This window comes from Pectobacterium sp. S5 (assembly GCF_051707265.1).
Classification (GTDB): domain Bacteria; phylum Pseudomonadota; class Gammaproteobacteria; order Enterobacterales; family Enterobacteriaceae; genus Pectobacterium; species Pectobacterium polare.
Genome location: NZ_JAULSZ010000002.1, coordinates 246,774 through 272,395 on the forward strand (window position 1 = coordinate 246,774; position 25,622 = coordinate 272,395).

Annotated in this window: 23 protein-coding genes and 2 pseudogenes; 9 read left to right on the forward strand and 16 right to left on the reverse strand. The window is 50.7% G+C overall.

Annotated elements, in window-relative coordinates:
• Positions 1-12: 12 nt before the first annotated feature.
• On the reverse strand, positions 13-3,900 hold the full coding sequence (gene hrpA / locus QWJ20_RS10665) for an ATP-dependent RNA helicase HrpA (protein WP_433992518.1): 3,888 nt from the start codon (positions 3,898-3,900) through the stop codon (positions 13-15).
• Between the two features lie 289 nt (positions 3,901-4,189).
• On the opposite strand from hrpA, the gene QWJ20_RS10670 reads away from it, so the two are divergent.
• Positions 4,190-4,795: an FMN-dependent NADH-azoreductase gene (locus tag QWJ20_RS10670; RefSeq protein WP_433992519.1), complete on the forward strand. Its 606-nt coding sequence runs from the start codon at positions 4,190-4,192 to the stop codon at positions 4,793-4,795.
• Between the two features lie 59 nt (positions 4,796-4,854).
• Here QWJ20_RS10670 and QWJ20_RS10675 read toward each other — a convergent pair whose 3' ends face one another.
• The gene (locus QWJ20_RS10675; protein ID WP_095699647.1) at positions 4,855-5,088 is read right to left on the reverse strand and encodes a YnbE family lipoprotein; all 234 of its coding nucleotides are present in this window, start codon (positions 5,086-5,088) and stop codon (positions 4,855-4,857) included.
• Positions 5,089-5,103: 15 nt separating this feature from the next.
• Positions 5,104-7,695: a YdbH family protein gene (locus QWJ20_RS10680; RefSeq protein ID WP_433992520.1), complete on the reverse strand. Its 2,592-nt coding sequence runs from the start codon at positions 7,693-7,695 to the stop codon at positions 5,104-5,106.
• 371 nt (positions 7,696-8,066) lie between these two features.
• On the opposite strand from QWJ20_RS10680, the gene QWJ20_RS10685 reads away from it, so the two are divergent.
• The 3 genes from QWJ20_RS10685 (at position 8,067) to QWJ20_RS10695 (ending at position 12,651) form a co-directional block, all read left to right on the forward strand.
• On the forward strand, positions 8,067-9,620 hold the full coding sequence (locus QWJ20_RS10685) for a methyl-accepting chemotaxis protein (protein ID WP_095699649.1): 1,554 nt from the start codon (positions 8,067-8,069) through the stop codon (positions 9,618-9,620).
• Between the two features lie 366 nt (positions 9,621-9,986).
• Complete coding sequence (locus QWJ20_RS10690; protein WP_433992521.1) at positions 9,987-11,540, forward strand: methyl-accepting chemotaxis protein; 1,554 nt, start codon at positions 9,987-9,989, stop codon at positions 11,538-11,540.
• A gap of 118 nt (positions 11,541-11,658) precedes the next feature.
• Entirely contained in the window at positions 11,659-12,651 is a 993-nt protein-coding gene (locus QWJ20_RS10695; protein WP_433992522.1) for a 2-hydroxyacid dehydrogenase, read from the forward strand.
• Positions 12,652-12,884: 233 nt separating this feature from the next.
• Here the strand turns inward: QWJ20_RS10695 and QWJ20_RS10700 are convergent, their stop codons facing one another.
• From QWJ20_RS10700 to QWJ20_RS10710, 3 genes are all read right to left on the reverse strand, one after another.
• Positions 12,885-13,175: a putative hemolysin gene (locus QWJ20_RS10700; protein ID WP_095699652.1), complete on the reverse strand. Its 291-nt coding sequence runs from the start codon at positions 13,173-13,175 to the stop codon at positions 12,885-12,887.
• Between the two features lie 376 nt (positions 13,176-13,551).
• Positions 13,552-13,890: a 2Fe-2S iron-sulfur cluster-binding protein gene (locus QWJ20_RS10705; protein ID WP_433992523.1), complete on the reverse strand. Its 339-nt coding sequence runs from the start codon at positions 13,888-13,890 to the stop codon at positions 13,552-13,554.
• 34 nt (positions 13,891-13,924) lie between these two features.
• Positions 13,925-14,110, reverse strand: coding sequence for a hypothetical protein (locus tag QWJ20_RS10710; protein WP_433992524.1), 186 nt, complete (start codon positions 14,108-14,110; stop codon positions 13,925-13,927).
• Between the two features lie 466 nt (positions 14,111-14,576).
• Here QWJ20_RS10710 and QWJ20_RS10715 point away from each other — a divergent pair, with 466 nt between their 5' ends.
• On the forward strand, positions 14,577-14,849 hold the full coding sequence (locus QWJ20_RS10715; protein ID WP_433992525.1) for a hypothetical protein: 273 nt from the start codon (positions 14,577-14,579) through the stop codon (positions 14,847-14,849).
• A gap of 445 nt (positions 14,850-15,294) precedes the next feature.
• Here QWJ20_RS10715 and QWJ20_RS10720 read toward each other — a convergent pair whose 3' ends face one another.
• The 4 genes from QWJ20_RS10720 to QWJ20_RS10735 form a co-directional block, all read right to left on the reverse strand.
• Positions 15,295-16,764, reverse strand: coding sequence for a hypothetical protein (locus tag QWJ20_RS10720; protein WP_433992526.1), 1,470 nt, complete (start codon positions 16,762-16,764; stop codon positions 15,295-15,297).
• Positions 16,713-17,192 carry an LPD1 domain-containing protein gene (locus QWJ20_RS10725; RefSeq protein WP_433992527.1) on the reverse strand — a complete coding sequence of 160 codons (480 nt, stop codon included), beginning with the start codon at positions 17,190-17,192 and terminating at the stop codon, positions 16,713-16,715. The genes QWJ20_RS10720 and QWJ20_RS10725 overlap by 52 nt, the downstream gene beginning before the upstream one ends.
• Positions 17,193-17,392: 200 nt before the next feature.
• A complete protein-coding gene (locus QWJ20_RS10730; protein ID WP_433992528.1) occupies positions 17,393-17,794 on the reverse strand; it encodes a DUF6979 family protein in 402 nt (133 codons plus the stop codon).
• Position 17,795: 1 nt separating this feature from the next.
• Positions 17,796-18,605 (reverse strand): TIGR02642 family protein, encoded by an 810-nt coding sequence (locus QWJ20_RS10735; protein ID WP_433992529.1) that lies wholly within the window; start codon positions 18,603-18,605, stop codon positions 17,796-17,798.
• Positions 18,606-18,698: 93 nt separating this feature from the next.
• Between QWJ20_RS10735 and QWJ20_RS10740 the strand changes: the two genes are divergently transcribed.
• Both QWJ20_RS10740 and QWJ20_RS10745 read left to right on the forward strand, forming a co-directional pair.
• Positions 18,699-19,283 carry a mobilome CxxCx(11)CxxC protein gene (locus QWJ20_RS10740; protein WP_433992530.1) on the forward strand — a complete coding sequence of 195 codons (585 nt, stop codon included), beginning with the start codon at positions 18,699-18,701 and terminating at the stop codon, positions 19,281-19,283.
• Positions 19,273-19,524, forward strand: coding sequence for a hypothetical protein (locus QWJ20_RS10745; RefSeq protein ID WP_433992531.1), 252 nt, complete (start codon positions 19,273-19,275; stop codon positions 19,522-19,524). Before QWJ20_RS10740 ends, QWJ20_RS10745 begins: the two co-directional genes overlap by 11 nt.
• A gap of 219 nt (positions 19,525-19,743) precedes the next feature.
• Here the strand turns inward: QWJ20_RS10745 and QWJ20_RS10750 are convergent, their stop codons facing one another.
• The 3 genes and pseudogenes from QWJ20_RS10750 to QWJ20_RS10760 all read right to left on the reverse strand — a co-directional run.
• On the reverse strand, positions 19,744-20,049 hold the full coding sequence (locus QWJ20_RS10750; RefSeq protein WP_433992532.1) for a DUF1364 domain-containing protein: 306 nt from the start codon (positions 20,047-20,049) through the stop codon (positions 19,744-19,746).
• 2 nt (positions 20,050-20,051) lie between these two features.
• Positions 20,052-20,699, reverse strand: coding sequence for a DUF1367 family protein (locus tag QWJ20_RS10755; RefSeq protein WP_433992533.1), 648 nt, complete (start codon positions 20,697-20,699; stop codon positions 20,052-20,054).
• Positions 20,696-20,956: pseudogene (locus QWJ20_RS10760) on the reverse strand (DNA cytosine methyltransferase); the annotation flags it as partial. The pseudogene QWJ20_RS10760 and the gene QWJ20_RS10755, both read right to left, overlap by 4 nt.
• Between QWJ20_RS10760 and QWJ20_RS10765 the strand changes: the two are divergent.
• Together QWJ20_RS10765 and ttcA are read left to right on the forward strand one after the other, a co-directional pair.
• Positions 20,953-21,060, forward strand: a pseudogene (locus QWJ20_RS10765) (site-specific integrase); the annotation flags it as partial. The pseudogenes QWJ20_RS10760 and QWJ20_RS10765 sit on opposite strands and share 4 nt — an antisense overlap.
• A 77-nt stretch (positions 21,061-21,137) precedes the next feature.
• Positions 21,138-22,073 (forward strand): tRNA 2-thiocytidine(32) synthetase TtcA, encoded by a 936-nt coding sequence (gene ttcA, locus QWJ20_RS10770; RefSeq protein ID WP_095699655.1) that lies wholly within the window; start codon positions 21,138-21,140, stop codon positions 22,071-22,073.
• A 121-nt stretch (positions 22,074-22,194) separates the two neighbouring features.
• On the opposite strand, the gene QWJ20_RS10775 is transcribed toward ttcA, so the two are convergent.
• The 3 genes from QWJ20_RS10775 to QWJ20_RS10785 all read right to left on the reverse strand — a co-directional run bounded on the left by QWJ20_RS10775 (position 22,195) and on the right by QWJ20_RS10785 (position 25,588).
• Complete coding sequence (locus QWJ20_RS10775) at positions 22,195-22,371, reverse strand: hypothetical protein (RefSeq protein WP_162847964.1); 177 nt, start codon at positions 22,369-22,371, stop codon at positions 22,195-22,197.
• Positions 22,372-22,864: 493 nt separating this feature from the next.
• Entirely contained in the window at positions 22,865-23,848 is a 984-nt protein-coding gene (zntB, locus tag QWJ20_RS10780) for a zinc transporter ZntB (protein ID WP_109411166.1), read from the reverse strand.
• 123 nt (positions 23,849-23,971) lie between these two features.
• Positions 23,972-25,588 carry a peptide ABC transporter substrate-binding protein gene (locus QWJ20_RS10785; protein WP_433992534.1) on the reverse strand — a complete coding sequence of 539 codons (1,617 nt, stop codon included), beginning with the start codon at positions 25,586-25,588 and terminating at the stop codon, positions 23,972-23,974.
• Between the last annotated feature and the right edge of the window lie 34 nt (positions 25,589-25,622).

A 25,622-nucleotide genomic window follows, 5' to 3' on the forward strand; every position in this document is an offset into this window, starting at 1 on the left:
ATACCAAGGGAATTACCCTTCTACCTGCTCCATCGCCTGCAATACGCGCTTATCCGAGATCGGGAACGGCGTTCCTAGCTGCTGAGCAAAGTAGCTGACGCGCAGCTCTTCAAGCATCCAGCGCACCGCTTTCACATCGTCGTCGTCACGTCGCTCCGCAGGCAGTTTATTCCACCACTGTTGCCACGCCTGTTGAACGTGCTCCACTTTCAGCATCTGCGCTCGATCACGGTGGACATCCTGCGCCAGTTTCTCCAGACGCCGCTCTATCGCTTGCAGATAACGCAGCACGTCCGGCAGACGCTGCCAGCCGTTTGCGGTCACAAAACCACGGAACACCAGACCGGTCATCTGGCTCTTGATATCGCTTAACGCCAGCGCCATCGCCATATCGACACGCCCTTTCAGACGCTTGTTAATGGTGAAGACCGCGGTCAGGATTTGCTCAACCTGTTTGGCGATCTCAACCACCGTATCGTTCAGCTCCGCACGCACTTTTTCATGCAGTTGCTGGAAGGCCTCTTCCTGCCAGACCGGGCCACCGGATGATTCAATCAGCTTATCCACCGCGCAAGCGATGCAGTCGTCGATGAGATCCAACACTTTGCCGTACGGGTTGAAATAGAGGCCGAGTTTCGCCTTGTTCGGCAGCTTTTCATGCAGATATTTAATCGGCGACGGAATGTTCAGCAGTAACAGACGGCGCAGCCCTTGCCGCATGACCTGCTGCTGTTGGTGCGGCGTGTCAAACAGACGAATCGCCACGCTATCCTTTTCATCCACCAATGCCGGATAGGCTTTAACCGAGTAGCCGCCACGCTTCTGCTCATAGCAATCCGGCAGCGAACCGAAGCTCCAGACGTGCAGACCGCGCTGCTCCAGCCCGTCATCCACTACGGATGACAGCGTTTGCTGCACTTTATCCTTGAGCTGACCTTTCAGCGCATTCAGGTCTTTGCCTTCCCGCTGCGTCCGATTCTTCTCATCAATAACGCGGAACGTGATTTTCAGATGATCGGGCACCTGATCCCACTGCCATGCCTCGCGTGGTACCGTGACGCCCGTCATCAGCCGCAGTTCACGCTCCAGCGCATCCAATAGCCCTTTCTCTAATGGCGTGGTACGAGCCAGAAACGCTTCGGCATAGTTCGGCGCGGGGACGAAGTTACGACGTAACGGCTTAGGCAATGACTTAATCAGCGCGATCGTCAGTTCGCGGCGCACGCCGGGAATCTGCCACTCAAAACCTTCTTCACGCACCTGATTGAGAATAGGCAGCGGAATATGTACCGTGACGCCATCGGCGTCCGCGCCCGGTTCAAACTGATAGGACAGCCGCAATTTCAGGCTGCCCTGATGCCAGAAGTTCGGATAATCCAGCGCGCTCACCTTCTCCGCGCCGTCTTTAATCAACATGCTCTTTTCAAAATTAAGCAGGTCGGCATTATCCCGGCTGGCGGCTTTCCACCATGTGTCAAAATGGCGTGACGACACAACATCGTGCGGCAACCGCTGGTCATAGAAAGCAAACAGCGTTTCGTCATCCACCAGAATGTCGCGGCGGCGCGATTTATGCTCGAGATCTTCCACTTCCGCCAGCAATTTGAGGTTGGCGCGGAAAAAGGCGTGATGCGTTTGCCAGTCACCTTCCACCAGCGCGTGGCGAATGAACATTTCACGCGACAGCGTCGGATCGATTTGGCTGTAGTTCACCTTGCGCGCCGCGACAATCGGCAGCCCGAAGAGTGTCACCTTCTCCTGCGCCATCACCGTGCCCTGCGCTTTCTCCCAGTGAGGATCGCTGTAGCTCCGTTTAATCAGATGCTGGGCCAGCGGCTCGATCCATTCGGGCTCAATACGCGCGGCAATACGACCCCACAGGCGGCTGGTTTCCACCAGTTCAGCGACCATCGTCCACTTAGGCGGTTTTTTGAATAACCCGGAGCCAGGAAAAATCGCAAACCGTGCGTTACGCGCACCGCTGAACTCCTGTTTCTCAATATCTTTCTGCCCGACATGCGACAACAAACCGGTAAGCAGCGCGCAGTGAATACTCAGGTAATCGGCGGGCTCGCTGTTGACCGGCAGCCCCAGTTCTTTCACGACCTGACGCAGCTGCGTGTAGATATCCTGCCATTCACGCACGCGCAGGTAGTTAAGGAAATCCATGCGGCACTGGCGGCGGAACTGGCTGGAAGACAGCGCTTTTTGCTGGTCACGCAGATAATCCCACAGATTGACGAAAGCCAGAAAATCGGAGTCTTTATCGGCAAAACGGCGGTGTTTCTCATCCGATGCCTGCTTCTTATCCATCGGTCTTTCGCGCGGATCCTGAATCGACAGCGCCGCGGTGATGATCATCACTTCACGCACACAGCCGGTCTTACGCGCTTCCAGCACCATTCGCGCCAAACGTGGATCGATCGGCAATTGCGCCAGCTGTTGCCCCTGCGGCGTCAGGCGGTAATGCCCGTTCTCTGCCAGATTAATCGCACCTAATTCCTCCAGCAACCGCACGCCATCCTGAATATTGCGTTTATCCGGCGCTTCAACAAACGGGAACGCGGCAATATCGCCGAGTCCCAATGACGTCATTTGCAAAATAACGGAAGCCAGATTGGTGCGAAGAATTTCGGGATCGGTAAATTCAGGCCGCGACAGGAAATCCTGTTCGGAATAGAGACGGATACACACCCCAGCGGCGACACGTCCACAGCGTCCTTTACGCTGATTCGCCGACGCCTGCGAGACAGGTTCAATCGGCAGGCGCTGTACCTTGGTGCGGAAACTGTAGCGGCTGATGCGCGCGGTGCCCGGATCGATGACATAGCGAATCCCCGGCACGGTGAGCGAGGTTTCCGCTACGTTGGTCGCCAGCACGATACGGCGGCCGTGATGTGACTGAAAGACGCGGTTCTGTTCCTGATTCGACAGGCGCGCGTACAGCGGGAGGATCTCGGTATGCGGCAAGTCCAGACGGGTCAGCGCCTCTGCCGTATCGCGAATTTCACGTTCACCGCTCATGAAGACCAGAATATCCCCCGGCCCTTCGCGCGTCAGTTCATCGACTGCATCAAAAATCGCCTGTAGCTGATCGCGCTCGCTGTCATCAGCGTCTTCCACCACGGGACGATAGCGCACGTCCACCGGATAGGTCCGGCCGGACACCTCAATGATTGGCGCATTATTAAAATGGCGAGAGAAACGCTGCGGATCGATGGTCGCCGATGTGATAATTACTTTTAAATCAGGACGTTTTGGCAACAGCTGGCACAAATAGCCCATGATAAAATCGATATTCAGGCTGCGTTCGTGCGCTTCATCGATGATCAGCGTGTCGTACTGCATCAACAGGCGATCCTGCTGAATTTCCGCCAGCAGAATACCGTCGGTCATCAGTTTGACCAGCGTATTGTCACCCACCTGATCGTTAAAACGGACTTTATAACCGACACTGCCACCCAGCGGCGTTTCCAGCTCGGCAGCAATGCGGTCAGCAACGGTTCTGGCAGCCAGACGACGCGGCTGCGTGTGACCAATCAGACCGTGCACCCCGCGCCCCAGTTCGAGACAGATTTTCGGCAACTGCGTGGTTTTACCCGATCCCGTCTCACCCGCGACGATAATCACCTGATGATGACGCAGCGCATCCAGTATCTCGTCTTTTTTCTGGCTAACGGGTAGCTGTTCAGGATAGTGAATCGTCGGACAACTCGCCCGTCGGTTCTCGACTTTCTGGCGCGCGGCAGCGATTTCCCCCTCTATTTCCTGAGCGATCGCCGCCTGAGCCTGCGGGCTGCTGACCTTCGCCGCACCTTGTAAACGGCGGCGCAGACGTTGCCGATCGCGAAGCATTAGCTCACTTAACTGCGTAGATAATGCACTGAGAGGTGATTTCACGTTGCTCTTCCTTAATCGTTTTCTCTAATTCTTGTCTCTGCCGGGGCGATGCTCGCCGCCGAATCTGGCTCGATGGAGCCTAATCTACTTTCAAGGCACGAAATTTTTAAGCCGTGGATAGTAGCACATTGTCATAAACGGCTCTAATAGAGCCATTTTGTCTTATTCAAGAAAATCGAATAAAGACCTCGAATATTTGCACTTTTCTCTTTGCAGATCACCGCATAAGATGTGACGCATCAAGGGGCGTTATGTTGTCGCCCACTTCTAATCACTAAAGGAATTGGCAATGAGCAAAGTATTGGTTCTGAAATCAAGCATTCTGGCAGGTTATTCTCAGTCAAACCAACTGGCCGACCACTTCACCGCCGAGTGGCAGTCTGCACATCCAAGCGACAGTATCACCGTCCGCGACCTGGCAGCTCAACCGATTCCGGTTCTTGATGGCGAATTAGTCGGCGCACTGCGTCCTTCCGATGCTGCCCTGACCCCACGTCAACAAGAAGCCCTGACACTGTCCGACGATCTGATCGCCGAACTGCAAGCACATGACATTATCGTGATCGCCGCACCAATGTATAACTTCAACATTCCTACCCAGTTGAAGAACTACTTTGACCTGGTTGCCCGTGCTGGTGTGACGTTCCGCTACACCGAGCAAGGCCCGGAAGGTCTGGTGAAAGGTAAACGCGCTATCGTATTAACCAGCCGTGGCGGCATTCATAAAGGCACGCCAACCGATCTGCTGGAACCGTACCTGCGCGTCTTCCTGGGCTTCCTCGGCCTGACCGACCTTGAGTTTGTGTTCGCTGAAGGCTACGGCTACGGCCCGGATGTGGCACAGAAAGCCACCGACGCGGCGAAAACTCAGCTGTCTCAGCTGGTCACCGCATAAAGAATCCTTGTTCATACGAATAAGTGTTACCGACCTTGCCATTGATTGACTTGGTTTAATTATTGCGCGCCTTCCGGCGCGCTTTTCTTTATCTCATCGCCAGCCGCATTGTCCGACCTTTGCAGCAATTGCGTCGCCTCTTTATCCGCTTTGATGTGAATCTCATGCTCGATCTTCACGTTCATATTGATGGTGATCGGCTCTTTGGGCGCAGCCACTTCGATACGCGGCACGCATCCCGTCAGGAACGCGGCCGTGCAACCTACCGCCAGCAATGTCTCGCACTTGTTCATTGTTCTACCTTGAATTTATTCATTGGCCTGCTGCTCCAGCGTATCCCGCAAGTTATCGCCAAAACGCAAGCTGCGCCATAGCTGGAAGATATTCTCCTGATGGCGATAGTTAAGAATCACCTGGCGTTTCGCACTGAGCTGCGGGTTTTTCCCCTGCACCTGCGACGTTAATGTCAGCTCGCCCTGATTAGTCAGGTCAAGCGTGGCATAGGAACGCCCAATCTCCAGATAGCGCAGCCAGCCAATCGCCGCCCCGCCTGCCAGATTTTTACTCGCTAACTCATCGGCCAGTTGGTTATCCAGCCGCAGCGTCAGAAAACCATCATTGGTAATCCGTCCGCCTTCAATCAGCGTGGTCGGGTGATTAAAATTCAGCGGAAGCGTGCCGCTCACGCGCCCGGACAGGGCAAACTGCTTTTGCTTCAGCACCGTCATGAGTTCGCTAAGATCCACACTCTTAACGGTGAATAGCGCGGGTTCCCGCTGTGGCCAGCGTAGCGTAGACAGACCAATATGCCCATCCAATACATCCATATCGGCCTGAGACATAACCAGCGGCTGTCGCTCACTGTACGGGTAAAATCCCTGGAGATCGACGCGGATATTGCTCATCCGAAACAGGTTGTCCAGCACGTCAATTCGCAGCGCGACGGGCTGCTTGACGCCCAGTTGCCAACGCTGATCTTTCAGACGGTAAGGCAGGACAAAGTTGACGCCGCTCACCTCACCATCCTGTAGCCATAGTCCGCCATTTTTCACCACCCAGTGTCCGCCCGCACTGAATCCTTCTTTACGTGCGGCGGAGAATGCCGCCTGCGCGTAAAATTGTCCGGCACGAATGTTCATTTTTAGTAGCGGAGAAAGCAGAGGCTGAAACACCTTAAGCGGCTGTGTCGGCCACCACGCGCCCCCGCGCAGTCGCTCCCCATCCCAGCGGCCACGCAGCCTGACCGGCCCGATATCTTCAGCCTGTAACTGCCCCTGTAGCTGGAAATCATCCGGGCTACGCCCCTGCATCGCCAGCGTTAGCAACGAAGGCGGCAAGTAGCCCCCGTTGCTGAAGTGTGCCCGTTCGGAAGCCAGTTGCAGCGCGCCTTGAAAATGTTCACCGGAACGAGCACGCTGCCACCGGATCGGCTCAGTGATCGTCAGGCGGGGCTGGTGTACCGTCACAATGCCATAGCCCAACTGATCGAGGCCGCTCGACAGCTGGGTGACTTCTATCAGGGTATCCTGCCACTGGCCTCGACCGGCTACGTCCCACTGACCTTTCAGCGGCGGTAGCTGGCCATTGCCCCAATAACGCCATTGCCACTGCCCTTGATCCGGCCAGAAATCCTGTGCCTGACCGTCAAGGTGCAAACTGAAACGCCCCCAGTATGCTTCCCGCGCTTTCACAATCGCCTGTAGTCGCCCATTCACACCCGTTGCACTGACTCGGACGCCCGCCAGCGGCCAGCGTGCTTCTTCAAGATAAATTTGCGGCGCAGGCGTTCCCCAGGCACGCAGCAGCGCCCCGGGTAAAAGAGAGAGTTCGGGATTGAGAATAGAGCCCTGCAACACCCCCGGCAGCGTCGCCGTCAGGGAGAGTGCGGGTAAGTTTGCCTGCCCGGTAAGCTGAAAGCGTAATTCGCTGTTAAGCAGGCCAATATTGCCCGGTCCCAGCACCAACACGGCGTTCGCCTTGCCATTATGCCCTTGGGTCAGCATGTTCAACCGCGCATTAATCGTGGTGGCATCCAGCCCTTGTCGCCAGTGCTGTAATGTCATGGCTATCTGTCCGGAGAGGGGCTGATCGGCATAAGGCCAGCGCCAGACGCCGTTAGTCACCTGAATCACCTCATCCGTCAGTTGCCACGGCAGCGATATCAGCGGTGTCTCATCATTCGCCGCATTCAGTACCAGCTCACCCGCTTGATGATGCCAATCCAGCAGGAGCGAAAGCGGATCCGGCGTTTGCCCTGAATCCAGTTTTCCGGTGAGCCGCCCCTGCACCGGTGCGGCATCCAGCGTATCGGCCAGTTCCATCTCACCACTGACTAGCAGGCGCGCGAACCCCGCTGGCGTTGCGATTATGCTCTCATGCAGGGTCAGACGTTTATCGTTCAGTTCTGCCTTAAACGCCAGTTGATCGCCCTGATAGTCCAGCGTTTGTCGCCGCTTGCCGTCGCTGCTGAGTTGCACCTGTCCGGCGTAATCCTGCCAGGGCTGTAGCGTAAACGCCTTCACATCAATATCGGCAGCAGGCAATTGCTGCTGCCATTGCGCCAACTGCGCCGCTGGCTCGGTGCTGCTACTTGCTGGCACATACTGTAGGCAGTCGCTGTTTAACGTCACGGCATCAATATCGACATGCCATCGCCAGCTCTGCCAACGCAGCGTCATATTCCGTACGTCAACGAGCGTGCACTCCCCGGCCATAAGACTGAACCCCGCGCTATGCAGCCCACTGCCCTGCCAGCCAGGCGTCCCATTCACGGTCAAAGACATCTCCGTCGGGAGCCAGATGTTGGCAAGGCGCGGTAGCCACTGCGGCAGTGCTCGCCAGGAAAGAAACAGCAAGGCGGCGAGCAGGAAAGCAACTGAAAGTGCACGTTTTTTAATCATTGGCGCGAGTTAAGCATCCTGTTCAATAGCGGTAAAATTCGTCCTGTATGACTCTGCCGATTATTCATTCACAAATCGCTCTTTTTGTTAACAAACAATCCTATCCAACTCACATTTACCACTATTGTGCGTACTTACTCATTACCCTTTCGTGGTAAAATGTTTAAGTGAGGTTATATTTTGTAATGAATCACGTTATCTCATCATGAACAAAGCGTTTACGGGTGGATATCAGGATTATCTCCTTCTGCCCGCATCGCCTTAAAAAAGCAATGAGCAACCTGAACCATTACCGCTATCCGCTGATTCATTGTCGTGGGTATGCCTCATGTTAAATCAGTATTCGGACACAGCATATCAAGGACTGCTTTATGCGTAATAACACCCCTGTAACCGATCGCCAGCTCCCTCTTTCTGAAAAAACCAGACTCATGTCGGTCACCACGCCAGAAAGTCATATTACCTACGCGAACAAAGATTTTATTGATGTCAGTGGCTATACCACTGATGAGCTGATGGGGCAGCCCCATAATCTTATCCGACACCCGGATATGCCACCAGCCGCCTTCGCGGATATGTGGAAAACGCTGCGCGCGGGCAATATCTGGACGGGAATTGTGAAAAATCGGTGCAAAAATGGCGACCATTACTGGGTAAAATCCAGCACCACGCCGCTGAGAAAAGGCGGTGAAATTGCGGGTTATATGTCTGTGCGGACCGTTGCTTCACCCGAAGAGATTCGTCAGGCCGAGGCGCTCTATGCCAGTGCAAACGAAGGTAAACTGAAATATCGCACCTTCCATCATGGCCTGCTGATTTATACCGGGCCATTGCGCATCCTGAGTCTTTTTAAAACCATGCCGTTACGCTGGCGCATCCGCAGCTATTTTCTGCTCTTTAGCCTGCTTCCGCTCATCGCCGCCTATTCCCTGCTGGCGGGAACCGCATTGGCTTCCGTCCTCTTCCCGCTGCTTATTGCCTGCTGTTTTGTCAGTGGCGAACTTCTGGTGCACCATGTTGCCCGTCCTATCGAGCAAATTCTGGCTCAGGCCATGCGTTCCGCCGCCGGACAGGCAGACAACCTGACGCAGCTTAATCGCGTGGATGAAATTGGTATGTTAATGCGCGCGGTAAACCAGTCCGGTATGAATTTCCGCACCTTCGTGGACGATGTGAACACCAATCTGAGCGAGCTGAAAAACGCCTGTAATGAAATCGCGCAAGGCAACCATACGTTGGCACAGTGCTGCGAGGAAACGGAAGAAAGCCTGCAACAAACCGCCGCCTCCGTGGAACAGCTGACTGCAACAATAAAAAGTAATGCGGAAGCCTCACTTCAGGCCTCACTCTATACGCAGGATGTGAATCAGGCGGTGAACTCTGGTGAGCAGGCTGTCAGCCAGGTCTCCGATACGATGGAGACGATCACCCGTTCCAGCGAACGGATTACGGATATCGTCAGCGTGATGGATAATCTCGCGTTCCAGACCAATATTCTGGCCGTGAACGCTGCTGTTGAAGCTGCTCATGCCGGAGAACAGGGTAAGAGCTTTGCGGTGGTCGCCAGTGAAGTGCGTTCGTTGGCACAGCGTAGCGCTTCTTCCTCCAGCGATATCTCGACCATCATTGACGAAACGCTGAATAGTATTCGTACTGGTGAACAGCAGGTTTCGCACACGCATAAATCGATGAGCAATATTCTGTTGCAGGTTCAACACGTCACCAATTTGATGAATGAGATCAGCCTCGCAACGCAGGAACAATCTCAGGGGCTAGATCAAATTAATGAAGCGGTAAACCGCATCGATGAACTCACGCATCAGAATACCGCGTTAGCCAGTCAGTCGCATTCGGCCACCGATCACCTGCAACAGCAGATATCAAGCATGGTGCAGGCCGCCTCTGTCTTCAGCCTTTCCCGCTAGCTAATCTTATTCTCACGGGCGCTCACATCAGGGCGTCCGTCGCCCTGTTTCTTCATCATTTTCCCTTTCTTTAACATGCGTTGGCCACAGTGCAAATTCGCAGAGTCATAATATACTTAACAAATGAATGCTTTTGGTCAGCGGCGCGTGCTCTGGTAGCGAGTTGGGTTAGGCAACGACTTTTCTAAACAAAAATAACGATTTCATAAAGAAAAAATAACGGGCGAAACTAGTAAGAATATATAAGTCTACTCGCTAAGTATTTCGTGAAGATTGCCGTTAATTAAATAGCACCCATCGCTTTCCGTTAGTTAATGGATCTAAAAAAATTACGTTTATGCTTGCTTATACTAAAAGGATCAATAAATGCGTAAGAATTTTCCGGTCAGTGATATTCAGTATTTATTAGATGAAAAAGCCAAACTGATGTCGGTTACCACCACCGATAGCCATATCACTTATGCCAATGACGATTTTATTGATGCCAGTGGTTACGACTTTGAGGAAATCCTCCACCAACCTCACAATATCGTGCGCCACCCAGACATGCCCCCGCAGGCGTTTGCCGACATGTGGGCGACGCTGAAGGCAGGTAAAATCTGGACGGCCGTCGTCAAGAACCGCCGCAAGAATGGCGATTATTACTGGGTAAAAGCCAGTACGACACCGCTAATGAAAGAAGGAAAAATAACAGGATATATGTCGGTACGAACCCGAGTTTCACAGGAAGAAATTCGGCAAACTGAAGCGCTTTACCATCAAATGAATGAGAATAAATTAAAGAACCGCCGACTCTTTCAGGGATTGCTGATTTATAAAGGACCGCTAAAACTTCTTAGCTTATTTAACGTTATTCCCGTACGTTGGCGGATAAGAAGCTACGTATTCCTTTTCATGCTATTCGCGCTACTTTTCTTACTGGCTACCCTCCCACTCACCACACCGCTATTAATTTTTGTTTTGGCGCTACTCGCTGGCGCGGTAATAACCAGTGAACTATTAGTTCAACATCTGGCAAAACCACTGGAAAAGATTCTACGCCAAGCGATTAATTCCGCATCCGGGCAGGCGGATAACTCGTTTCAACTTAATCGCGTGGATGAAGTTGGCATGTTATTACGCGCCGTCAATCAATCCGGCATGAATTTCCGTACGTTTGTCGATGATGTCAACGGCAAGCTGGCCGAACTGCGCCACGCCTGCGGCGAAATTGCTTCCGGGAATTACACGCTAAGCCAGCGCTGTGAAGATACCGCGCAAAGTTTGCAATCCACCGCATCATCAATGGAAGAACTGACAGCGACGATCCAAAGCAACGCCTCGGCTTCGCAGTTGGCGACACGCTGTGCGAACGATGCCAATCAGGCCGTCGATGCGGGTGAGAAAGCGGTTAATCAAGTAACGGATACCATGGCGATCATGACCCGTTCCAGCAAAGAGATCACCGACATCATCAGCGTGTTGGATAATCTGGCGTTCCAGACCAACATTCTGGCGCTCAATGCGGCAGTAGAAGCCGCTCACGCCGGAGAACAGGGCAAAAGTTTCGCCGTGGTTGCGGGGGAAGTCCGTATTCTGGCACAGCGTAGCGCCGCTGCCGCCAAAGACATCGCGGCGATTATCGACACCACAATCGCGAACATTCACACCAGCGATAAATTGGTCAACCACACTAGCCAGTCGATGCACAATATATTGACTCAGGTGCAGCAGGTTACGCAGCTTGTGAATCAAATCAGCCTAGCGACACAAGAACAATCGCAAGGGCTGGGGCAGATTAACTCGGCGGTGAACAACATTGATGAATTGACGCGTCAGAACACCATTTTGGCGACACATTCCAGTTCTGCCATTAACAGCCTGGAACAGCAGATCTCCACGATGTCCGAAGCCGTGTCGGTTTTCAGTACGTCTCGCTAAAATCGGTCTACGCTATTATTGCCTCTCAATTTCAAACCGTTACTGTCAGTCAGGTAACGGTTTGTCACCGCCCGATTTTCTGATAGCTTAACCTAAGGATTTTTCGGAGAAACTATCAATGAAACTGGCAATTTACAGCACTAAGCAGTATGACCGTAAATATCTGGAGCAGGTCAATCAGCAGTTTGGCTATGAGCTGGAGTTTTTTGATTTCATGCTGACATCGCGAACCGCGAAAACCGCCGCGGGCTGTCAGGCCGTCTGCATCTTTGTGAACGATGACGGTAGCCGCGAGGTGTTGACTGAACTGGCTGCATTGGGCATTAAAACGCTGGCGCTGCGCTGTGCGGGCTTTAACAATGTCGATTTGGAAGCCGCTAAGGAACTGGGTATTAGCGTGGTGCGCGTTCCCGCGTATTCCCCTGAAGCTGTCGCCGAACACGCCGTCGGCCTGATGCTGACGCTTAACCGCCGCATTCACCGCGCCTATCAGCGTACTCGCGATGCAAACTTCTCTCTGGAAGGATTGATTGGCTTCAATATGCACAACCGGACAGCCGGCATCATCGGCACAGGAAAAATCGGTATCGCCACGATGCACATCCTGAAAGGCTTTGGCATGCGGTTGCTGGCTTTCGATCCCTATCCGAACCCGCAGGCCTTGGAATTAGGGGCGGAGTACGTCGATCTCAAAACGCTGTACGCCAACGCGGACGTCATCTCCCTGCACTGCCCGCTGACGCCAGAGAATCATCATCTGCTGAATCAGGCGGCTTTTGCGCAAATGAAAAACGGCGTCATGATCGTCAATACCAGCCGTGGTGGACTGATCGACTCACAGGCCGCTATCGACGCGTTGAAGCAGCAGAAAATTGGCGCACTGGGAATGGATGTTTATGAAAACGAGCGCGATCTCTTCTTTGCCGATAAATCCAACGATGTGATTCAGGACGATATTTTCCGCCGCTTATCCGCGTGCCACAACGTACTGTTTACCGGACATCAGGCGTTCCTGACAGAAGAGGCGCTGATCAGCATTTCCCAAACCACGCTACAGAACTTGAAAGACATCAGCCAGAACTCACCTTGCGCAAATCTGGTTACATCTTGACCTTCTATACCCTAAATAATTCGAGTTTCAGGCAGGCGGCAAGCGAGGGAGTCCCGATGAGCTTACTCAAGTAAGTGATTCGGGTGACAAATCTGCCGGGAGCAGATTTGAACGCTGCTAGCAGCGGCCCTTCAGGGCAAGGCCCACGACGGGCCGAGTATTTGAACGCAGCCAACGCACATGCAACTTGAAGTATGACGGGTATATTGCGGCAGTGCTGACTGCCGCAACATTCACCCTGCCGGGCAACTTCCATTCATCAGCGACTGTTCGCTACAGCGTTTACCGTTGGCTAACTGACAGGCTCCCACGCTCGCACCATCAAGCTGCCGGGAAATCGCCATTGTTCCACCAATCAGCGTACAGTTGACGTCAACCGGCGAACTGCTTTTCAGCAACACCACCGTGCTTGTGTCATCATTTTGCGTGGCGTTTTGCTGGGTAGCGGCAGCGTTCTCACTATGATTACTGCATCCCGCCAGCAGAAGCGCAGCGGCAGTACATAGCCATGGCAATAATTTCATGTTTTGGCCTCGGATCGAGTAGAGCGAAGGTTCTGACGCCACATTTGGCATCAACACCTATCGAATAGACTTTTCAGACAAAGACTATATCTATCACACCTCGCGCCGACAACACAGGGCTCAATGCGGATAAACGGGGAAAAGATCAAGGAAATGGTGGGTTACATAGGAAGTGGGACAACGATAAAGCACAAGCATTATGGTCTGTCCCAAAAAGTTGGACACCCGTTTTGGGCAGCGTTTATGGGAGAGTCGATATACATAATTTTTTGCAGCGTGCCGTTCTGGGGAACACCACATGTTTTGATAATGTTCCCTTCTTTATGAAGGGAACATATTTTGCCATTTTAAAGATCCAAGCTTAAAAAAGTCGGAATCAGTTCCACCTCTGCCAGTCTTCAAAGAAGACTTTGTGCGCTTTTTCTTCATCTTCCAGGAGCTCTTCTACCCCTGTTCGAATAGTACAGTCACTTTGAGGATATGCTGAACAGGTTAATATAAATCTAACTTTCTGCCCATCGCTTAGAAACGTACCATCCGATTGATCAACGAGACCGGTAATCAGTAGAGCAGCACATGAAGAGCATGACCCAGCACGGCATGAATAAGGTGAATTAACACCAGCCTTTTCAAGTGAATCCAAAATGTAAACATCATCAGGAGCCTGAATTTCAGCCCCCGTGGTTAAATCTCTAATTGTATAAGTATATCCCATCACTTGTATCCTTTTCTAGATGTTGATATTTACTTTATCGTGCGCAAAAACACTTCGCGCGATTGCACCCAGGCCGTCTTTTATTTGAGTCATCAGCGCGATTTTCTTTATCAACGGCCTCCTCTTTTTTATTCATGTCTTCTGACACATGTTCATTTCCCAAACGTTCATTGTTTTCTTTTTCCATTGCTCCCTCTTTATTAAATTGATTCGTGAACATGGCAGAAAATTCCGCTCAACCAATGACAGCTGTCACAGCGCGAGAGATATATTACGTTTAATACCTATTTTGTTATTTTAAAGCACTTTACTAATCAGACGGTTGCTGGCCCGCACTGAGACGGCAATATCATGAGGAGGGGGAAAAGAAACCGCGCTCAGAACGTAACGTGATTAGTCGATGGCTTGTTGCATAAGCTTTTATATATTTATATCAAAACATATAATCACACATATAATTATTTCAATGATTATAAATTTTATCTTTAAAGACATCACTCACTGAAAAACATAATAAATATTATTATTTTATTTTTTGATATGCTTTCATGTTATTCATATAAAGAGAATAGCGATCCTCCTTGTCAAAGAAAACCAAATAACCTAGTCTCATTTCACTGCCCTGTGAATATATTAACAGGGCAATACAGCGATAGATTATCAATCAAATTAAATGAGGTGAAATAATGTCAGATCAACTTGCTGGTGGATGGACTGCTTTCCGTGATTTGAATGATGCTGATAAATCACTTTTTAAATCTACCGTACATTTAGTGGGCGTGGCTTATACGCCGCTATTTGTTGCAACACAGGAGGTATCAGGCACGAACTACTCGTTCCTGACCAAAGGTACGGTAACCTCACCAGAGGCACCACTAAAAATTGTCAAAATTCATATTTATAAATCGCTGAGCGGCGATGCGCACATTACTAAAATTGAAGAAGTCCTGCCGCAATAAATAGTCCAATCAATGACGCTACGGCTAGTGGATTTAACCTACTAGCCGTAGCGTGGTTGTATATCTCCTACTTCCCTGCTTTGCCAGACACGCCCCCTGCCTTACCTGAATTTCCGCCTGAAGATGAAGGAGCATTACCTCTATTACCACCCGATGGATTTCCAGTTGTGCTAGGCCAGTTCCCTCCTTGTTGAGGGTGACTTGACGATGCTCCTCTTGATGCACCTTTACTCATGATATTTTCCTCTTTTGGTTGAAGACTCCTCTATCAGGATAGTAATAAGCGACACCTTTGCCAAAAAATGGCTTCATTTCACGATTACAGCCAAACAGAAAACGGTTTCGGGAAGCGAACATGCTGATCGCCAATTCATGCATGCCAGCTCAACGCCAAAAGCGCCAGCGATAGCCCTGCGATTTTGGCGTTCAGGTTGCGAAAGGTTTCTTACCACCACAGCTTCCGCTCCGTCCGATCTCTATCGGCAGCTATCTGATAGAAGTTTTCGGCTTTATCGAGCCAGCCCTTTTCGACGTTGAAGCCCATTTTTCGGCTGGTTTCGGCGTCTATTACTGGATTGCCAGAGCGCGAGTACAGCGTCTTGTTCTTGCGGATATCAGCGGAAGAGAGTATATTTTTCCCTGAACCTTGCTCCGGTGAACCGCGTTTGAGCAATTGAAGCTCTTGGGCCGTACCGGACATAGGTTCAGAACCCTGAACGGTGTTCTCCTTGGGCAATTGGAGCCCTCTGGAACGAAGCCATTCAGGGTTTTGTTTTTCTCGTCGATACAGTGCCAGCCCAGCGTTTTCCATTCCTTGGATTTTCGCCATACCTCCAATAGCGCCATAAACTGACGCAACCCGATTTACCTCCAAGCGGTCACGTTTTGCATTCATATGTACCGCCGACACCACCGGATCCCCATTTGTATCTTGCGCCTCAAGTAAAATCACTACGGCATCGTTTTGGGTAGATGAACGATATACAGCAATGGGATCGTGCATAAGTTCAGGAAGATTTTCGATCACCGATAGAGGCACATCATGCTTCACCCCATTGGTGGCTTTGCGCACGGTATCACGGTTAATAAACATATTCAGATTAGGCGCCCCCAGTGCCCTTAACACTGGCGGTGTTCTACCTAATTTCACCGACACATCACCAGATTTCAGCGACCGCATAGCTCGGTCAAGATCGGCACGGTACTGTTCAGCCTCCTGCGGCAATGGCTTTAACGGGTCAACATCATCTGCTTTTGAATACAGCGCATCGGTACGCAAGAAAGTGTCATCGAACCCGCGGGCGCCTGGCTGTTCGTTGGCATACATCGCCGTTTTCTGGAAGCGGCCGGTGATTGTACGCAGAATGTTGCGGATCTCCACTGGCGTGATATCCATGGGATTCAGCACGCCCGCTTTGCGTAACGCAGTAGTCAGCAACGTAACGAAACGATCCCAGACACCACCCAGCTTAGTTAACTCTGTGCGCTCGGCCATATGCGCCAGAAACTCATTCGCCTGTGTTTCTAATGACTCCTGCCCGTAGGATTGTTCGACTTTCCGCCAGACATCCTGAATGGTTTTATTCTGGCTGTCCCGCGTCTGGTGTAACACACGCATAATGCGATCGTATTCCACATCGCCAATCACTGACGCTAAGCCATGGTGCGCAATCACTTCATGACGCAACTTGGCACGCAGTTCACGAGCGTTGGCGATGTTATCGGCGATGACAATCACACGGCTCAACTCCGGCTGGTAAATGGCATGAACTATGCCGAATTCCTCAGGAATGCCGTTAGGCATCATCGCAGCAGCTTCGGCCTGCGTCTGCACCGCCTTCACCTTAATTTTGGCCGCACCGTTCAGGTGAGAGACAAAGCCGTCCGCAGCAAGCTGTACGCGGTCGCGCAACATACCAGTATCAGGCTTACTACCATCACGGCTAAAGCTGCCATCGTGAATGATGTTGCCGCCACCAATATCAGCACCAGAAACAGAAACGCCCCCAGATTTGGAGGCGTTTGGCGGGAGTAGAAAGCTGTTCCCTTATCAGTTTCTCTGGTCTTTATCGTTCGGAAGAGTTTATCGAACGCCTCGCGAATACCGCCATCCAATTCCGCATTCGTTGGATAAGCATAACTTTGCGGAGCTGCATGCTCATCAGCCTTTCGGATATTAACCAGGTAATCATTGCTGATACCCTGCGCGTGGACTTTATCCAGCACGTAGCGTTCGAAAGAACGGGCGGAAAGCTCGACCACCGTAGACCTGTAGGGCTGACCTCGTGCGCTATCCAGCCTTTCAGTACGTTCAACCATTCCGCTATTACTGATGGTTCGCATCACCTCCTGGAATGCATTGCAGACATCTTGTCGAACCGGGTACTCACCTCCGGCCTTGCCATGGCTCCTGATAAAATGGAAATAAAAAAGCCTGCTGGGCGAACCATGCAGGCTTGAGGACTGACCAATAAAAAACCGGAGCAGCTTTTTAAGGCATACTCCGGTATCTTTCGCGAATTTAGCGCGTATAGGCGATTAGGTCAATCGGGTTTCTGTAGTAATCCGGCGTCTTTTAATGCCAGAACAACATCCATTTGCCCATTTTGATTTTTCGCAGCCTCATCAAAATATTCCGTCGCTTTTTTCCATAAATCAGATTTAGAATATTCTCTGGTTGGTTCACGTAATAACCGTTCAGCAGCGACTACAGCGTATGCTTTATTTGGGCTGTCTGGCGGTAAATAACTTCCTTTCGGAATGCCTTTTACATAACCATCCTGACATAGCCCAAGAAATGCAGATTTGGGGCAGCCCTTTTTTTGGCTTTCTTTGCTGCCCGTAAAATGTGTTATTGAATATTCCCAGCACTCTTTTGGATCTGGTTTATTAAAATTGTCGAATGCAGTTACCACGGCCACCGCTGTTTCACCATAAATCCCCATGTCATGTCTCCATTTCGTCATGAATTTTATTGCTGAGGGCGTTAACCGCCTGAGACTCTTCAACATACAACCAGCGCATGCAGCGTTTAACCAGATCCAGATATTCCGGCCATTCACCGGCAGATATCACAGCCCCTATGATAGCCAGTGATTTACGCAAATGCTCAAACGTCGCCGCAATATGCCCGTTACCGCCACACTCATTACACACAGCAATGGCTGGGCGTAGCGTTTTCCCCGTTCCGTTACAGCGCGGGCAGACATTCAATTGTGCCGCCTGGTACTCTGACCATTCCCGTAACACTTTACGCTCATGACCAATTCGCTCATTTAGCTCGGCGATTTCTATCCCTGCGCTGATGTAATCGGCGTGGCTCACCTTCTCGCGGCAGCGCTGCCTTTCAAGCCGCTTTATCTCCGCACGTAACGCATCAGTATTCTTGCGCGACTGCGCCGCTTTAGCGCCGTATCTGCGCAGCATCCCGGCGATATGATCGATTTGCGCAGGAAGATTGCGCTCAAGCACCATGCTTAGCGCCAACTGACAGGCAGGGTCTGAGTGCACAAGGTGCGTTCGAGTGTTTACCCAGTGAGAAATAGCCGCTCGAATACGCTGTTCTGCCTGGCTATCGTGACGATATTTTGCCATTAGCAAATCAAAGCCAATGGAATGGCGGTGCTGCGTGATGGCAAAAACACCAACGATCTGATCTTTGGAAAGAATACCTTGCCCGCGCCCTACGTTCAGTGATTCAATGCTCATACAGCACGGATCGTGCATCTTGATAAGCTGTTCTATGATTATGGTCATTTGGTCAGTCCTTTTAGGAAAAGATAGTATCTTAATATTGTGAAAAAAAATCTCTATAAAAAGTCAACCGTAAAGTCAATCGGAGGAATAAAATTGATAACAGAAAATGAAAAGTTGGATCAGATCAGGACAAATGCACTTTCCGCTGAATATATATACTCAGAAAAACTAAGACAGATAAATAAAATATCACTAACCATAACAGTATTAACAACACTTACTCCTATTGCAGTTCTTTGCTCTCAGTTGGTTACTAAAGGAGAACCGTATGGGAAGTTTGTTGATACTATAGCGATAATTATCTCATGCGTGCTATTTTGCCTTACAATCCTTTCTCTAATTCTTCGGCTCGAACAAAAAAAAGAAAGCTACCTTCAAGGGCGTAGAGATAACATATACATTAGTAATGAAATTGATAGTTTTAAATCAAACTCAAACTTAGATAAAACTTGGTTTTATAAGTTCGTATCCGAACAAGATAAAAAAGATTTAGAAAACATTGCACATATAGATAAAAAAATGCAACAAAGCGCATATCGACATGCTCTTAAGAAGCTTATTCCCGGAAATGCAAATGTTGTTTGCGCATTTTGCAAAAAGTCTCCTTTTATATTTATAGAAGGAGAATGCGACGCATGTGGTAACACAAGTAAAAAAGGAGAGGAAGATGAGCAATAAAGAAAAGTTTGACATATGGTTTAATCTATTAAGTAAGGATGAACAAGAAGAGTTATTGATGCATATATTTGCGCATAAAGTCGTCTCAATGGAAGGTTTATTTACTGGACCATCAGGCGAAAAAATTAATGAAGGTTATTTCACTTCTCCTTCAGGAAAACCAGTACTAAAAGGCTTATTTACTGCACCAACTGGTTCAACTGGAGTTCAGTTTTGTCCGACCTGCAACAGGAAAATATAAAAATAGTTAGATTGAAAGTAAAAAGACACATCGGTAAAGCACTGCCGATGTGTCTATACCATCCTAATTTTTAACTACTTTCATCTATTAAAACTTCCCTTCAGTAACCTTTAAAAATAATAACCAAGATCCGAAAAACACCGTTAACAATAGAAGTGAATACACTTTCTTATATTAGGGCGTAACTTATCCAAATTGTTTCTCTCTCATTTCTATATTTTAAGGTAAATCAGACCATTGCTTTATGGTCAGATACAGAGCCTGAAGCAAAACCTCTTCCTTCTCCCCCACCCGCCAGCCATATGGCACACGCCCATCGATCACATCGTGACAAGATGAGCAGCCGTATACAGCCCAGAAGTCATCACCTTTATAACCCATACCGTGTGTTGGGCTGGGAAGATGACATAATACTGTCGTTTCGGGATTGCCGTTACAGATGCCAGGAATCTGCAATGTACAAGCCTGCCCACGTGCAGAATCACGTAACGCTTTACTTCTGAAAGCAGGAGATTTTCTTATCATAATCAAAAGCTCATCAGTTGGCTAACAGCTTGTTCCATTTCATATTGATCAGCAAAATACTGGCTCAGCGTCTCATTCCAGATCATTCCAAATACGCCGCGGTAAACCTTGTCGAACTTCTCTTGCCCCATATTGATGAATGCAATGCTCCAACGCTGTTTAAGCGTTCCGCCATCAGGATTAGGTGCCAGATCATAGAATCCGGCCTTTACCATGACGTGGTTCAGGTAAGCATCTTTGGTTTTAACTGCCTCTGGATCAAAGCGGCGTTTAAGCTGCGCCGTTAGCCGCTCCAGAACTCTTTCAGCAATAATCCTCGTAACGTTGTCATACAAAGAAGGATCACCCGCCTCCTGAGCGACTTCTTTAGAAACCTCATGAGCAATCCATTTCTCCCGATCGCTGACAAACGACCACGCAGGTTCCCAATACGAAAATCCCAGATCCAGCAACGCCCAGAATTTACGGTGATGTTTGATGTTGCGCCGGTCGCCGAGTGGTGTTAACGAGATCGGAGTGCCGATTGGCACCCCTTTCATTACGTCGCGATCGTGATCGGTACAATATTTGATGCCGCCGCCGGGCAACAGAACGCCCAGCGCTTCGGTTTTGTGCTTCTTCGGTGATTTGGTGCGGGTAGCGGTTGTCATGCGGCCACCTCTTCAAGCTCAGCGCACATTTCTGGCATGTTGGCGCGTACCAATGCTTCGGCAAACGGAGGCGGAACAGCATTACCACAACGCGCTACCTGCTTATCTTTTGCGTATTTAACGCCGCGATAGTCTTGGTCGATGATGTACCAATCAGGGAAGCCCTAAGCTGCGTAAAGCTCATGCGGCTGCAACATACGCATACCAATATCGACGATCTGATAATCGATACCCTCAACGGTAACCAGCCCGAAACGGTGAGCAAAAAATCAGTTACGCATGCGGCACCATGGGATCATTGTGGAACACCGCTGTAAAACGATCTGGCATTCGTCGCCGTAATCCGTACCATACACGCCATGATCGTGCAGACCGTATTGGCGTCTGCGCTGAACCGTTTTCCATCCGCAACGCCTTTTGCAACGAGCACAGATAAAAATGTCAGAAAATCAACAAACTAACCAGAAACAACAATACAATTTGAACAAATTGCAAAAGCGCCTGCGGCGTAACGTCGGTGAAGCTATCGCTGATTTCAATATGATTGAAGAAGGCGACCGCATCATGGTGTGCCTGTCCGGCGGGAAAGATAGCTTCACCATGCTGGAAATTCTGCGCAATCTGCAACAGAGCGCGCCGATTAATTTTTCTCTGGTTGCGGTGAATCTGGATCAGAAGCAGCCGGGGTTCCCGGAGCACGTTCTGCCGCAGTACCTTGATAGCATCGGTGTGGAATACAAGATCGTCGAAGAAAATACCTACGGGATTGTGAAAGACAAGATTCCTGAAGGGAAAACCACCTGTTCACTATGTTCACGCCTGCGCCGCGGGATTTTGTATCGTACCGCGACGGAGCTCGGCGCAACGAAAATCGCCCTTGGCCACCACCGTGACGATATCCTGCAAACGCTGTTCCTAAACATGTTCTACGGCGGAAAACTGAAAGGCATGCCGCCGAAGTTGATGAGCGACGACGGTAAGCATATCGTCATCCGCCCTCTCGCTTACTGCCGTGAAAAAGATATCGAACGCTTTGCTGAAGCTCGCCAATACCCGATTATTCCGTGCAACCTGTGCGGTTCGCAGCCAAATCTGCAACGTCAGGTGATTAAAGATATGCTGCGCGATTGGGACAAGCGTCACCCCGGCCGTATTGAGACCATGTTCAGCGCCATGCAGAACGTTGTGCCTTCTCATCTTGCCGATCATGCGCTGTTCGATTTTAAAGGCATTCGTCACGGTAGCGACGTGGTAGATGGTGGCGATCTGGCTTTTGATCGTGAAGAACTGCCGTTGCAGCCCGTTGGCTGGCAGCCGGAAGACGATGACGACGCGCCGTCAATGACCCGCCTTGACGTACTGGAAATAAAATAAGCGCGATATTCCTGTGAGGGAATGGCATTACCATAAAGAATAGAGACACGGTGGCAAGAAGCAGCGGTTGCTGTTTCACCACCGTGTTTTTTATTGCCGTTTTCTACCGCATAGCGCGCCGCTATCGATCTTGCGGTGGTTCAGTGACAGGTTCGTGTTCCGGCCCTGTCGGCGGTGGATCAGGAATGGGCGGTGGATCGGGAAGCGGACGAGGTGTCGGATCGTTCGGTATAATGGGAATCGGCTCAACAGGAACCGTGTCAGCTTGCAGGTAATCCGTTGCGTCTTGAGTGAGCATATTTTCCTCCTCGGTGTTGGATAATGTTGAGGCAAATCCAGCTACTGAAGTAGTACAGACATGCGTTACGGCTGGTCAAACAGCACCAGCGGTTCCCTTTAAGCATAGTAAGCTAATGAATAAAATGCCAAAGGCATTTTACAACGTCGCCTGCGACGGCCCGAAGAGTGTGGCGCGATGGCCCACCATAATAAAATGCCAAAGGCATTTGGCAACCTCGCTTAAGGGAGAACGGAAAAGGTCAGGATCGAGGGACAAAAAAATGCCGACAAAACTGTCGGCATGGTGTGAATCAATTGTGCTATGCAGTAATTCAAAAAAGGAAGTAAGACAATATGGAGCGCAACGCCCATCGCTTGACGTTGCATTCACCTGCGGAAATGATAGTGCCGCACAACAGGGTGAAAAATGTTGATATTGCTCAATTTACGCGTGGTTTTTTAGCCGTTCGCGACAGTTTGTGATTACCTGCGCACCCACTCGCCGCAAGTCGTTATAGCCATTTACTGCGTTTTAACCACCATGCAACGCCGCCCACCAATATCACCAACATCAGGCAGAACGTGAAAAAACCAAACGGCGCATCGCCGCCGGGAATTCCCCCTAAGTTGACGCCAAATAAGCCGGTTAAGAACGTCGTCGGCAGGAAAACCATCGCCAAAAGCGACATCGTATAGGTACGGCGGTTCATCGCTTCAGTCATCAACGCAGTAATTTCATCCGACAGTACCGTGGTGCGCGCAATACTGGCGTCCAAATCCTCCAGACCGCGTCCTAATCGATCGGCTATTTCCTGCATTCTGCGGCGATCGTCATCCTGCATCCAAGGCAATTTCTCGCCGGAAATACGTGAGAAGACGTCGCGCTGTGGCGTCATATAGCGGCGTAACACGATAAGCTGCTTGCGAATCAGCGCCAGCTCGCCGCGCGGCGGAATTTTTTGCTCCAGCAAATCCTCTTCCAGATCGATGATTTTCTCATGCAAATCATCAATAAACTCGCTGGTATGATCGGTCAACGATTCCGCAATGGAGACCAGCCAGCTTCCGCTGTCCGTCGGGCCATTGCCTTCTTTCAGATCGGTAAGAATCTCGTCGATAGCCAGAATCTTACGACGTCGGGTAGAAATAATCAGTTTATCGGTAATAAACACCCGAACGGCCACCAGTTGATCCGGTCGCGCATTGGCATTCAGATTAATGCTGCGCAGCGTGATTAACGTACCTTCCCCTAAGCGCGTGACTCTGGGGCGAGCGCTTTCCCCCGCCAACGCATTGCGTACGCTATCCGGCACCAGCGTCGTTTTATTCAACCAGCGCACGCTGGCAGGCAAGGTAGAATCCAGGTGTAGCCAGCAGGGTTTCTCGCTGTTAACCACATCCTGCTCGCCAATCGGGGTCACGCCCCCCTTTCCATCCAACTGATACGCATGAACCGCACCGCTGTGTTGCAACTCTTTTCCTGCTAGGGATTCCACGTCTTGCCTCCAACGGTTTTGCTATCAGCTTTTTTGCTATCAGTGTTGCTCTCTGCTAGCCGGAGTGACCATCACGATCGCGCCGGCTTTATCGCCACATCATTCGATGTATTAATACGGTACTTAATGCTTTTCGATGTAAAGCATGTGGCTGTATGCCACGTCTTCAGGGTTAGTAATCGGGTAGCCCTTCACCCACGGTTTGATCAGGCGTCCGTTGGTGTATTGATAGATCGGCGCAATCGGTGCTTCATCCATCAAGATTTGCTCTGCCCGGTTGTAGTCCGCATTCAGCGCCTGCGGGTTAGTCTGATTACCCGCTTCATCTAGAACGCGATCGTAATTCGCGTTTTTAAAGCGCGCGATATTCCCGCTGTGGTGCGAAGCCAACAGTGAGAGAAATGTCGACGGTTCGTTGTAGTCGCCGACCCAGGACGCTCGCACGACGTCAAAATTACCGCTATTGCGGCTGTCGATATAGGTTTGCCACTCTTGATTGGACAAACGCACGTCTACGCCCAGCGTTTTCTTCCACATGGAGGCCACGGCAATCGCGATTTTCTGGTGGCTTTCCGACGTATTGTACAGCAGCGATAATTTCAGCGGATTATTGGGACCGTAACCTGCGGCTGCCATCAGCGCTTTTGCCTGCGCGTCCAGCTCATCCTGAGAATATTGCTGCAACAGGCTTTCCGTCGGTTTGAAGCCCGCGGTGACATCTGGCGTAAAGTGCCAGGCCGGTTTTTCCCCCGTGCCCAATACTTTTTCCGCAATCACTTTACGATCGATGGCGTAAGACAGCGCTTTTCGCACTCGTACGTCATTGGTCGGCGCACGCTGCGTGTTAAACGCGTAATAATAGGTGCCAAGCTGGTCCGGCGTATAAACCTGGCCGGGCAAGTCTTTCAGCAGCTTCTGGTACAGGTTTTTAGGAAACGACTCGGTGATATCGATATCGCCGGACAGGTAGCGCTTCGTCGCGTTCGATTCCTGATTGATCGGAACAAAGGTCACCTTTGTCAGGCGCGTGTTAGCGTTATTCCAATAATATGGATTCTGCGTGAGCACCAGCTTCTCATTGACGACGCGCTGATCCAGCTTAAACGCGCCATTTCCGACTAGATTGCCCGGCTTCGTCCAGTCGTTCCCGAATTTTTCTATCGTAGCCTGATGCACCGGAAACAGGCTGAAATTCGCCGTCAGGCTGACAAAATAAGGCACAGGCTTGCTGAGCTGCACTTTCAGCGTGTGGTCATTGACGGCCGTCACGCCAAGCTGATCGACGGGCAGCTTGCCCGCGAGAATCTGCTCGGCGTTTTGAATCCCCGCCAGTCGAGCAAACCAGGCAAACGGCGAGCTATTTTCAGGAGTGACCAGACGACGCCAGCTGTAGACAAAATCCTTTGCCGTAACGGGCTCACCGTTAGACCAGCGGGCATTATCACGCAGGGTAAAGATAAACGTACGGTTATCGGTCGTCTGCCAGCGCAGCGCTACGCCTGGGACCAGGTTCCCCTTCGCGTCCTGATTGACCAGTCCTTCAAACAGATCGCGTGCCACCTGAGCTTCCGGCAACCCCACCGCTTTGATTGGATCGAGAGAAGCCGGTTCATCTTTAATGTGGCGGACGATTTCTTGTTTCTCAGCCAGAACCGTTCCCGCCGGAACCTGCGCCGCAACGGCATTGCCCGTCATGGCCGCCATCAACGCGGCATAAAATGCAGAATATCCATAGTGCATGATGATTTGACCTGAAAGCGTAATGAATTGATTG